Here is an 11,242-nt window from a genome sequence, read left to right on the forward strand (position 1 = left end):
TCTCTCATACGCGGAGGCTACCGGCGGTGTGTATGACAGCCAGGACGGAGGCAAAATGTGAGCGACTGGATGCTCCGGAAAGGCATGGCGGCTCTATACAAGTGAGCCGGAGTGAAAGCCTGCCTAGGCCCACTGTGGCCCGGTCATCTGAAACCTAAAATGGGCGTGTCTTGCGCTCTCCCGCCCAGCTGGCAAGAACAGGAAGGATCGCAACGATCAGAAAAACCCGAAGCACATGATCCGCCGATCACTCCAACCGTAAAAGCTTGAGGCAACAACTTGGCGATGCCCCTTGAACTGATCGTTGAGCACTGTGCCAGGGGTATGAATATGCGGCTCCCAACGAAGCCATCGCGATCCTGAATTGAGCATTGCCTCTCCAAGCAGCGTATCAAACTGCGACACAAAATCGCCATTAATTAACGATCCTACAATACTTGAAACCCCTTAACTCTCAATCGATCATATGCAGGATGTCTCCGCTGCTCAGCCGTTTTCATGCCTCGTATGGAAGGGACTCTGAGGGCCATCACTGGCTCCCGCCGCCTGCAGGTGTAGTGGTGAAACACGTCCAGCGCAAACGGTTGGCTACTTGCGTTGGGACCATGCGCGGGGGCAAAACCTTGAGTGTGGTGCTCCTAATTTTCCGGTCTTCGTAATGTCGACCTTCCGCAAAGGGCCGTCCTTGCCATCGATCAGCCCACGTTTGCGTCCATTACCGCGCCGCACCCGAGGTCGGCAAGGAGCCATTTGCGAAGGGCTTGGTAGGCGGGAGATCGACGCGGTATTCGTCGATCCGGTTGCGAGGCTATGGAAACTCTGTTCTGATCATCACACTGCGCAAACCGGAGGCAAGCGAGATGTACACGGAACCAGATCTGTTCACGCTTCCGGCGCGTCGCGGGCGCGCCGTGCGCCTCGGCGCGGGAGAGGCCATTCAGATCATCAACACGCACGGATCCCAGGTAGTGGATACATGGGTGTTCAATGCCGAGGATCTGACGGAATTCCTGTCGAACGAGCACATGCGCCCGACCTTGGGCAAGCTGTGGCCCGGCAAGGGGGATGCGCTGATCACGAACCTGCGCCGGGCGATCATGGTCATCGAGGAAGACACATCGCCGGGACGACACGACACCCTGATCGCGGCCTGCGACGACTACCGCTATGGCCTCCTCGGCTGCACCGAATATCATGACAACTGCACGGACAACCTGCATGCCGCCATGCGGCGGATCGGGCTTGAAGCGCCCGAATGCCCAAGTCCGCTGAACCTGTGGATGAACATCCCAGTCTCAGCGGACGGTTCGACGGGTTGGGGAGAGCCGCTTTCCAAGCCGGGCGACCATGTCATCCTTCGGGCCGCGATGGATTGCGTCGTTGCAATGTCGGCCTGCCCGCAGGACATGTTGCCGATCAACGGCGCGGCCTGTCAGCCGACCGAGGCGCATTACAGGATCCTTCATCGCAGCACGTGATCCTTCGCGCCGTGCAGGACCCCTCCGGATGCAGCCAGTCAGTCCGGATCGGTTCTGGAGCCATGAAGCCGACAGGCTGCCTGTAGGGCTCCCGAGCTGGGACGAGCGGGGTCTGCGGAACCTGAAGGCACCGGCCTTGACCTTCAACCGTAAGCATCCGCCGAGGACCGCGGTTAGGCAGCGTTGACTTGGTGCGTTGCTGCGTTCCATTCCCGGCGACTGGTCGGGTTCTCCGGCGCAGCCGTGGCGGCCGCGATCCGCAAAGCTAAGGCACAGGCGAGACGGGAAGATACGCCCGTGAGCAACGTGCATCTGAAAGCTGCCATCGATCGCGTCACGCCGGACCGTTCTGATGACGAGGCCTGGCGCATCGCTGTCCAAGAAGCGGGTCATGTCGTCGTGACGTGGACAGCCGTCAGCCATCAGCGGGAAATTAAAACCATTGCTCCCCAGCGACGATTGCGGTCAGGGCGGGGCCGAGCCCAAGCGACGGTTTCGCAAGCGGCTTGCGCATGCGTCTTGCGAAACTGGCTGGATGCGTAATGCGGACCATCGCGGTGGCCTGCGCCACCGCCGCGGCAATCGGGTCGATGACGATGGCAGGCACGTCACCCGCGATGTCCTTGGCCATTCCGGCAAGTGGCGCGCCCCCGAGGATGATGACATCGGCGCTGTCTTCTTCTGCCGCCTGTCGCGCCAGACCGATCACGTCGTCGCGCAAGCTGGTACGCATATCACGCATGTCGGCAGGGTGGCTGGAGGGGGTGCGGACGCCGCAACACCGCCCGATCAGTCCGCTGTCCTGCGCGCAATCGAGGTACCAGAGGCGCATGACCGGCGAGAAAGTGACGATAGAAAACCGCTCTCCCAGCATGGCTGCGTTCATCATCGCGGCCTCTGCCATGCCGATCACCGGCAGGTCGAACAGTTCGCGCGCCGCGCGCAATCCCGGATCACCGAAGGCTGCCAGAATGACGGCATCGACCCCGCTCAGGTTGTCCGCGATCATTTCGAGAGCGATGCCACCGGCGATCTGCGCCTCGGCGCGGCTCGCGATATAGGGAAACCCCCGTGTGGCAGTCAAGGGTACTACATCGACGTCGGGTCCGGCAATTTGTCGGGCTATATCGGCCATGGTGTCAGTCATGTCGGTGGACATGTTCGGATTGACCAGAAGAATGCGCATTGGGTTCTACTCGTTCATTGCGTTAGGTACGGGAGCCAGACAGGCACGTTTGAAACACCGTTCGAAGAGAGCTGCAGCTTTGAGAAGCTGGCGGTCGCCTCCGAACCCGGCGCCGATCTGCAGACCGAGCGGCAGCCCTTCGGCTGTCCGACCACAGGGCAGGGACAGCGCGGGAAGGCCCGCATGGTTGAACTGCGACGTGAAAGCGGCGTGGTCCCGCGGTGCGGCCGGGGCACCGCCGATGGAGGCCGGGCCAAGCCGGTCAACCGGCCAAGCGGCGCAAGGGGTTGTGGCGCTGACGATCAGGTCGAAGCGAGTCATGAAGGAGCGCAGAACGTCGCGTGTCACCTGTGCAGCCTCTAGAGCGCGGGCCACATCGACCCCGGACAGGCCGAGCCCTGCCGTGATCTGGGCACCAAGATCGGGATCGAACAAGTCGGGGGTGGCGGTCCAGCGGTCGCCATACAAATCCGCCAGCCCCGCCCATTGCATCGGCATGAGCGCGCCGGGATTGATCCCCTCCGGCCAGACCGGGGCAGCCTCGACCATCACGATGCCATCGGCGCGCAGGGCCTCCGCCGCCGCCGACATTGCTGCATGCACTGCCCCGTCCATGGGAACATCCAGACCAAGCGTCGGGGCGAAAGCGATGCGCAACGGGCGGTCCGGTTCCCAGATCTCGGCTGGGCCTGAAAGCACATCGAACATCAGCGCCACATCGACGACATCTCCAGCGATGGGAGAGAGTACCGAAATGTTCCAGAACGGCTCGGCAAAGCCGGGGCCATACGGGACCACGTCCTGCGAAGGTTTCAACCCCACGGTTCCGGTATGCGCCGGCGGGCGGCGGCTCGAACCGCCAGCATCGGTGCCAAGCGCCAGCGGCGCAAAGCCCGCAGCGACCGCCGCAGCCGGGCCACCCGAAGATCCGCCCGGCGTCAGCGCCGGATCGCAGGGGTTGCGAGTGATCCCATGCAGCGGCGTGTTCGTCAGGCCCTTGCACGCGAATTCGGAACAGGTTCCGATGCCCAGGATCACGGCCCCCGCCGCACGCAGCCGTATCACGGCCTCTGCGTCACGGGGCGGCATAAAATCCGCGAAAAGGCGCGATCCTTGCGTGATCGGACGCCCGGCAACCCAGATGTTGTCCTTGATCACCACCGGCACACCGGCCAGGGGCATGTCTTCGCCCGCGGCATGGCGGGCGTCCACCGCATCCGCCTCGGCCAGGGTCATCGCGGGATCGAGATGGGCGAAAACGTTCAGTCCAGGATTGAGCCGCTGAACGCGCTCGAGCGCCGTCTCGGACACCACTCGGGCAGATACTTCCCCGGCGTTGACCCCAGAGGCAATGGCCCGAGCGGTTTGGCGGGTCATGATGCGACATCTTTCCAGCAGCGTGCGATTTCAGCCCGGCTGGCGAACCAGACACCGGGGCGCGCCGACATATGCGCGAGCAACGCCTCGAGCCCGCTGATGCGCCCGGGGCGGCCAATCAGGCGCAGATGCAACCCAACCGACAGCATCCGGGCCCCATGCCCACCTTCTTCATAAAGGCGGTCGAAAGCGCCCGCGACGTAGCGGCTGAAATCCTCAGGCTGCACGAAGCCACCACCTGGCGAAAACCGCATGTCGTTCGTGTCGAAGGCGTAGGGAAGGATGACGTGGTCCTTGCCCGAAATGCGTTCGATGCGTGGCTGATCGTCGTCATAGCAATCGGAATCGTAGAGAAACCCGCCATGGTCCAGCAGAAGCTGTCGGGTTAGTTCGGACGGCGCCGAACGCGTGTGCCAACCGACCGGAGCCTGCCCGGAGACCTCTGTGATGGTGGAATGGGTGTCGGCGATGATGCGGGCCTCAGCCTCCGGCGTCATTCCGGCGTGGCGTTCCCAGCGCCAGCCGTGGCAACTGATCTCGTGCCCCACCGATACGGCATCCTGCATCAGCCAGGGCAGACGCCGGGCCGCGCGCCCGCAGGTCGAGAATGTGGCGCGAACGCCATATGCCTTGAAAGCGGAAACGATGCGGTCATAGCCTCGACGCGGTCCATAGGCGAAATGGCTCTCCATGCAGAGGTCGGCACCCTTCATCACCTCTTCGCGGATTTCATACATCGACTCGTTGCCCTCGTCTCCGTCGCCGATGGACAGCTCTGCCCCCTCTTCGACGTTGACCACGAAGGACACGGCCAGACGCGCTTTGTCTGGCCATGGCGCGGCAATTTCCGCGGTGCCCCAGCTGCCGCGCAAATCGCGGCGATCCTGCGGCGCGCTCATCCCTGGATCATCCGATTCAGTCCGACGGTGCGCGCCCCGATGACCAGCACCGTCACCGCGAGAAGGATCAGTCCGGTCGACATTGCCGCGAGCGACGGATCCGGCTGTTCCTCGAGATATTGCAGCATCTTGATAGGCAGGGTCTTGTTGCGCGCATCGGTCAGAAAGATCGAGATCGGGTAATTGTCCATCGATGCCAGAAAGGCGAACAGCCCCCCGGTCAGATAGGCCGGGGCGAGGTTGGGGATAAGCACCTTTGCCACCGACTTGGGATAATTCATGCCGAGCGTGCGCGCCGCGTCGATGATTGAAAAGTCGAAACTGCCCATCGCCGCCAGAAGGGTGCGCATCACGAAGGGCAGCGTGATGACCACATGCGCCAGAAGCAAGCTCCAATAGGCATCGCGCAGGCCGATGTCGCGGAAAAACTGCAACATCGCGACACCCAGCACCAGACCAGGCATCATCAGCGGAGAGACAACAAAGGTGGCCACGGCCCCGCGCCCAGAAAATTGGCCCCGCGCCACGGCGATGGCCGCTGCCGTCCCGAGGATCAGGCTGACCAGAGTCGAGACCACCGCAAGGTTGAGCGACAGCAGCACCGCATCGACAAGCCCGGTTTTATTCTGCAGATCCGCGAACCAGCGCAGCGACCAGGACGGCGGCGGCAAAGTATAGACTGGCGAGGCCGAAAAGGCGACGACGACTGTGATCAAGATGGGCAGCATGAGGAAGGCTACCGTGGCCAACCCGACGATCCACGAAACGGTCTGAAAGATACGGTCGGTCTGCGTCATTCCTTGGCTCCCAGACGTGCGGCGAGCCAGGTCGAGCCCAGCACGACAGCAATGGCGATGATCAGCAGGATTGCCGAGATGGTAGACCCCAGTTCCTCATTGCGCAGATAGAGGAAAGAGCGCGCGATGAGCATGGGCAGGTTCTGCTGCGTCTCACCCACGATCAGGCTGGGGATCACGTACATCGACACCGACAGCGAAAAGACGAAGGCCGCCCCCGCCACGATACCAGGCAGTGTCAGCGGCAGCGCCACGTGGAAGAAGCGAAAGAACGGCCCTGCCCCGAGACTGGCCGCGGCGTCGGCCAGGGATGCCTTCTGTTGTTGTAGAACCGCGTAGATCGGCAACACCATGAAGGGCAGGAACACGTTCGCCGCGCCGATCACCAGCGCTGTTTCGGTGAACAGCATACGCACGGGGCCATCGGTCAGCCCGATCGCCTGCATGATCTGGTTCAGCGCGCCATTGGCACGAAACAGGATCGACCAGGCGAATGCCTTGACCACCACGCCCAGCGACATCGGTAGTACCATGGCCACAAGGAAGACGGTCAGCCAGACGCCCCGCGCCCGGTTCATCGCGATGGCCGTGGGATAGGCGATGATGAGCGAAAGGAGCGTGGTCAGCAGGGCCACGCGCAACGTGCGCATGAGCACGCCTATGTTGAACGGTTCGGAAAAGAACGAGACATAGTTGGCGATGCCGAAACCGCCCTCCGGCCCGCGCAGGCTTTGAAACAGCAGCAGGGCAAGCGGAATGGCGTAGAACAGCGCCAGAAATGAGAGTCCCGGCGCCGCAAGCAAGGCAATCCGGTCAAAGCCCAAGCCGCACCGTGTTGGCGGTGTGCCCGCGATGATGTTTGGCGCAGCCGTCATCCCGCGACCTCGTACGCCAGCGTATCCTCTACGGCCCAGTCCAGCGTCACGGTCTGTCCGCGGACGAACCCTGAGCGTATTCCGGACAATTCGCAAATCACCCGGTCACCTTCGCCCGCACGCCCGTGCAATATGGTTTTCGACCCGAGAACCATCGCATCCTCCAGCACCGGCTGGATGCGGTTGCGCCCCGTCCCGGCTGCATCTTCGGAAGTTGCCACAGCCGACACAAGTTCGGGGCGCACGCCGACGACGGCCATGCTGCCGACAGGCAGCTCTACCGGAGCAACGATCTGGCCTTGCGCGGTCTCGATCACGCTGCTTGCGGCGCGGTGCTCGATCACCCGCCCGGAAAGGCGCAGCGAAAGACCGACGAAGTCCATCACGAACGGCGTCTTTGGACGCGCATAAAGCGTCGAGGGATCGGCGAACTGTTCGATCTTGCCTCCGTTCATCACCGCGATCCGGTCGGAGACGCCGAGCGCCTCTTCCTGATCATGGGTGACGAATATCGCGGTGATGCCACGATCGCGCAGCAACGATTTCAGTTCAACCTGCATGGTTTCCCGCAGCTTGCGGTCAAGCGCCGAGAAAGGCTCGTCCAGCAGCAACAGATCGGGCTGGACCACCAGCGCACGCGCCACCGCGACGCGCTGCTGCTGCCCGCCAGAGAGGCCGGTGACGGCCTTGTCGGCAAAGGCGTTCATGCGCACCAGCGCCAATGCTTCTGCCACCCGCGTCGGCATGCCGGCAGTATCCCCCCGCGCCTTCAGACCGAAGGCGACGTTTTCGGCGACCGTCAGATGCGGGAACAAGGCATAGTTCTGGAACACGACCGAGATGTTGCGCTTGTGCGCAGGCACCCGCGTGATGTTGCGCGGCCCCAGAACCATGTCGCCGCTATCTGCCGACATGAGCCCGGCGATCACCCGCAGCAAAGTGGTCTTGCCGCAGCCCGATGGTCCCAGAAGCGAGACAAGTTCGCCTCGGGCCATGTGGAAATTCATACCTTCCATGACTGTCACGCCATGGAAGGATTTGCGCACCATCGACACCTCAAGATACCGCGCGTCCCCGGGCGATGTCGCGCCGTCGGCCAGGCGGGCATTTGATTGTGGCGTCTGGACGGATTGCATCTGCATCACACCGCCATCAGCTTGTCGAAACGTTCGATCCAGGCCTGACGGTTTGCCGCAACGAAGGACCAGTCAGGCGACAGGATCGGCACACCAGAAGGCACCAGATCGCCGGCATCGACCTTGGTGTTCGCAGGCACGGAGGAGGCAAAGGTGGCGATCTCCTTCTGCAGCCCGGCGCCCAGCATCTCGTTCACGTAAGCTGCGGCGAGTTCGGTGTTCGGCCCGCCCTTGACGAGGCAGATGCCCGAGGGCATGGCAAAGATCCCCTCGCTCGGCGCGGCCAGATCAACGGGCACACCTTCCGCCTTGCGCGGCAGCGTATAGGACGAGAAGTTGCCCGCCAGCATTGTGATCTCACCCTGCTCAAGCAGGTTGAACGCCTGGCTCATCACCGAATAGGTGGTCAGCACATTCGGCTTCAGCTCTTCGAGCTTGGCAAAGGCTGCATCTATCTCGTACTGCGCCTCCGAGAACGGCTTGCCGCTGCCCAGCATCGCGGCAGCGAACAGGGTCCACATGCCTTCGGTGTTCTGCAGCGACGGGATGATGACCCTGCCCTTGGACTCGGGCGCCCAGAGATCCCCCCAGGAGGTAACGCCGTCGCGCATTGAGGAGTTGTAGGCGACCCCGGCCCAGGGTTGGACATAGTTCGCCCACATCCCGTCCATGTGCACTGTCCCGTCGCGCAGGTCTGTAAGGTTCGGCACACTTGTCGCATCCATCGGGGCAAGCAAATCTTCCTCGACCGCCTGGATCATTACAGGGTCGTCCATCTGAACGACCGACAGGTAGGGCCGGTCACGGTTCGACGACATCTTTTCGAGGTTCACCGAAGATTTTGTACCCTCAAACAGGATGTCAGCTCCGATCACCTCCTTCATGTGGGGAACGACGATCTCTTCCATCCAGGCGGTGTGGCTGCCAGCACAGCCGATCACCAGTTCGGCAGACTGCGCACGCAGGATCGCGGGCATAGCGAGGGTTCCAACGGCTGCGGCAGCAGATCCCTTCAGCAGGGTACGACGGGTCAAACTGGTCATCATCAATTTCCTTTTGATCTGTCCCGGCCCATGCCGGAATCAAGGGGTTTCAGAACGGCTAAAATGGCATTCCATTTGACTTATTGGATCTGTGGTGGCAGCAACTGAGGGATCGGGCAATGGCTCTTTTTGCGCAAAAATAGCAATGCCTACTATTAAAACATACCGAAACCAAAACGCTGAAAGGATCGGCAATTTGAAAACTAATATTGCATGCCAAATCCGGAATGCCCGCATTGTCTGCCCTGAAACCGGTTATCTTTCGGGTCAGGACATCGAGATCCGCGCAGGCCGAATCGCTGCCATTTACCCCTCTGGCACCCAGCCAACACCCGATGATGCCGACGTGCTCGACGCGCGTGGTGCCCTTGTGCTGCCCGGCTTCGTGAACACCCACAACCATTCCCCCCTGATGATCGTGCGCGGCATGGTCGAGGATATCGGCTTTGCTCCCGCATACACACCCGGTGTTCCGCAGGGGCACTGGCTGTCCCAGGAGGAGACGCTGGCACTGGCCCGGCTTGGCGTGTTGGAAATGCTAATGACCGGCGCGACGACCATCGTCGATTATTACCGCTGCCCCGCAGCACTCGCACAGGCAGCCGAGGAAATCGGCCTGCGGGCCATGGTGGGCGGCCGGGTCATGGATGCAAACACCGCCGAGTTGGCAGAAGGGCGCTTTGTCCATGATCCGAAACTCGCCGATCAGACCATGACCGACGCGATGAATCTGATCGATACCTGGGAAGGACGCGGTGACGGCCGGATCAGCACCATCCTCGCCCCACACGCACCCGACACATGTTCGCGCGACATGCTCTCCCGCTTTGCCGATCTGGCCGCGCAGACAGGCAAGCAAGTGCACACCCATCTGGCGCAATCGCGTATGGAGGTAGCCCAGATCCAGGCCCGCGACGGCATGAGCCCGGTCGAACTGCTGGAGGATACCGGCCTGTTGAACGCGGATCTGATCGCCGCGCATTGCATCTACCTCAGCGACGATGACATCGCGCGGATGGGCCGCGCCGGTGTTGTGGTGGCCCATGCCCCCATCGGCAACGCCGCCTTCGGTGCAGCTGCACCCATCATCGCCCTGCGCGATGCGGGTGCCGCCATTACGCTCTGCACCGACACGAAATCCGCCGACATGTTCGAGGCGATGCGCTGTGCTCTGATCGCCGCACGCACCCGCGAAGCACAGGTGACGGGCAACATGGCACTGGCGCTGAGCGCGCGCGAAGTCTTCGGCTGGGCCACGTCGGCGGGGGCAAAGGCGCTGCGAGGACACGCGGCCACCGGAACGCTCGCCATTGGCGCCCCGGCAGATCTGTCGATCTTGGACGCCGATGCCCCCAACCTCGCCCCGGTGATCGACGGTTTTGGGATCGTCGCGCATTCCGGTTCGGGCGGGAATGTCCGCACGGTGTTTTGCGCGGGCGAATGCCTTGTGCGGGACGGTCGCCCGACACGGGTCGATTTGTCGGAGGTCATAACAACCGCACAAGGCGTCGCCGAACGGCTATGGGCGCGGGCGAAGGGCTGAGAAGCGGCACCTCTACGTGGCGGCGGTCTCTTCCAACACTGCCGCCACGGTATTGCCGGTATGGGCGAGGTGAATGCGCCATACATCGAATGCCGCCACACCATCACGCTTCCGCAGGGCCTGCATCAGCGCCTCGTGCTCGTCGACCGATTGCGCCCAGCGATCTGCGCTGAGGATCGCCAGGAACCGGCCACGCCGCGCATTCAGGATCAGGCGGCGGTGGTTATCAGCCAGCCTCGGATTGCCGCAAGAGGCGATGACAAGGTCATGGATGGCGGAATTCACATCGAAATAGGGATCGAGCGCCTGTGAGCCATAGTGGCTGAGCATCTCCGCATGCAGTCCCTCGAACCTCGCCAGAAGCAGCGGCGAAATCGTTTCCGCAAGCCGCTGAGCTGCCAGCGCCTCAAGCACCGCGATAACGTCGAACAGATGGCGCGCTTCGGCGGGTGAATAGCCCGTGACCTGGGCCCCGCGATTGCGCGATATCTCGATGAGTCCGTCGGCCTCAAGCAATTTCAAAGCCTCCCGCACCGGTGTGCGCGAGACGGACAGCTCCGCCGACAGCTGACGCTCGACGATACGCTCTCCCGATTGCAACTGGCCGCGCACAATCCGTTCGCGCAAGGCGTCCGCGACGCGGGCCGCCATCGCGGACATGTCTGTTGCAGCTGCCGGTTTTACTTCCTCTGTGTCTTTTCGTGGGTTGGTTCCCATGGGTTGCATGCCTTGCAGATATGGATTTCAAGTTTAGTTTGGGCGTATCGCAGCAATCGCCATCATATGGAATTCCATTTGCAAGGACCACACGTCGTTTGACGGGATCGCCAACTTGTTGCCTCAAGCCTTTACGGTTGGAGTGATCGGCGGATCACGCCGCCATGTCGGCGGTGTAATCTGCCCAGAGG

The 11,242-nt window shown here is 62.4% G+C and carries 10 protein-coding genes; 2 read left to right on the top strand and 8 right to left on the bottom strand.

Translation table 11 applies throughout. The features are described from left to right. Positions 1-860 precede the first annotated feature (860 nt). Entirely contained in the window at positions 861-1,478 is a 618-nt protein-coding gene (locus tag P775_RS21340; protein ID WP_099912887.1) for a DUF1989 domain-containing protein, read from the top strand. Between the two features lie 433 nt (positions 1,479-1,911). Here P775_RS21340 and P775_RS21345 read toward each other — a convergent pair whose 3' ends face one another. From P775_RS21345 to P775_RS21375, 7 genes are read right to left on the bottom strand one after another with little or no spacing between them, the layout of a single operon-like run. After that, complete coding sequence (locus tag P775_RS21345; RefSeq protein WP_099912888.1) at positions 1,912-2,664, bottom strand: aspartate/glutamate racemase family protein; 753 nt, start codon at positions 2,662-2,664, stop codon at positions 1,912-1,914. A 6-nt stretch (positions 2,665-2,670) separates the two neighbouring features. After that, positions 2,671-4,041: an amidase gene (locus P775_RS21350; RefSeq protein WP_099912889.1), complete on the bottom strand. Its 1,371-nt coding sequence runs from the start codon at positions 4,039-4,041 to the stop codon at positions 2,671-2,673. After that, a complete protein-coding gene (locus P775_RS21355) occupies positions 4,038-4,940 on the bottom strand; it encodes a polysaccharide deacetylase family protein (RefSeq protein WP_099912890.1) in 903 nt (300 codons plus the stop codon). The genes P775_RS21350 and P775_RS21355 overlap by 4 nt, the downstream gene beginning before the upstream one ends. Next, positions 4,937-5,737, bottom strand: coding sequence for an ABC transporter permease (locus tag P775_RS21360; protein WP_099912891.1), 801 nt, complete (start codon positions 5,735-5,737; stop codon positions 4,937-4,939). Before P775_RS21360 ends, P775_RS21355 begins: the two co-directional genes overlap by 4 nt. Beyond that, a complete protein-coding gene (locus P775_RS21365; protein WP_099912892.1) occupies positions 5,734-6,612 on the bottom strand; it encodes an ABC transporter permease in 879 nt (292 codons plus the stop codon). The genes P775_RS21360 and P775_RS21365 overlap by 4 nt, the downstream gene beginning before the upstream one ends. After that, the gene (locus P775_RS21370; RefSeq protein WP_245875797.1) at positions 6,609-7,754 is read right to left on the bottom strand and encodes an ABC transporter ATP-binding protein; all 1,146 of its coding nucleotides are present in this window, start codon (positions 7,752-7,754) and stop codon (positions 6,609-6,611) included. Before P775_RS21370 ends, P775_RS21365 begins: the two co-directional genes overlap by 4 nt. Then, entirely contained in the window at positions 7,754-8,791 is a 1,038-nt protein-coding gene (locus P775_RS21375; RefSeq protein ID WP_245875798.1) for an extracellular solute-binding protein, read from the bottom strand. Before P775_RS21375 ends, P775_RS21370 begins: the two co-directional genes overlap by 1 nt. A 196-nt stretch (positions 8,792-8,987) precedes the next feature. Here P775_RS21375 and P775_RS21380 point away from each other — a divergent pair, with 196 nt between their 5' ends. Next, positions 8,988-10,334, top strand: coding sequence for an amidohydrolase family protein (locus P775_RS21380; protein ID WP_245875799.1), 1,347 nt, complete (start codon positions 8,988-8,990; stop codon positions 10,332-10,334). 12 nt (positions 10,335-10,346) lie between these two features. Here the strand turns inward: P775_RS21380 and P775_RS21385 are convergent, their stop codons facing one another. After that, the gene (locus P775_RS21385; RefSeq protein ID WP_099912895.1) at positions 10,347-11,051 is read right to left on the bottom strand and encodes a GntR family transcriptional regulator; all 705 of its coding nucleotides are present in this window, start codon (positions 11,049-11,051) and stop codon (positions 10,347-10,349) included. Positions 11,052-11,242 lie beyond the last annotated feature (191 nt).

Source organism: Puniceibacterium antarcticum (assembly GCF_002760615.1).
Taxonomy (GTDB): Bacteria; Pseudomonadota; Alphaproteobacteria; order Rhodobacterales; family Rhodobacteraceae; genus Puniceibacterium; species Puniceibacterium antarcticum.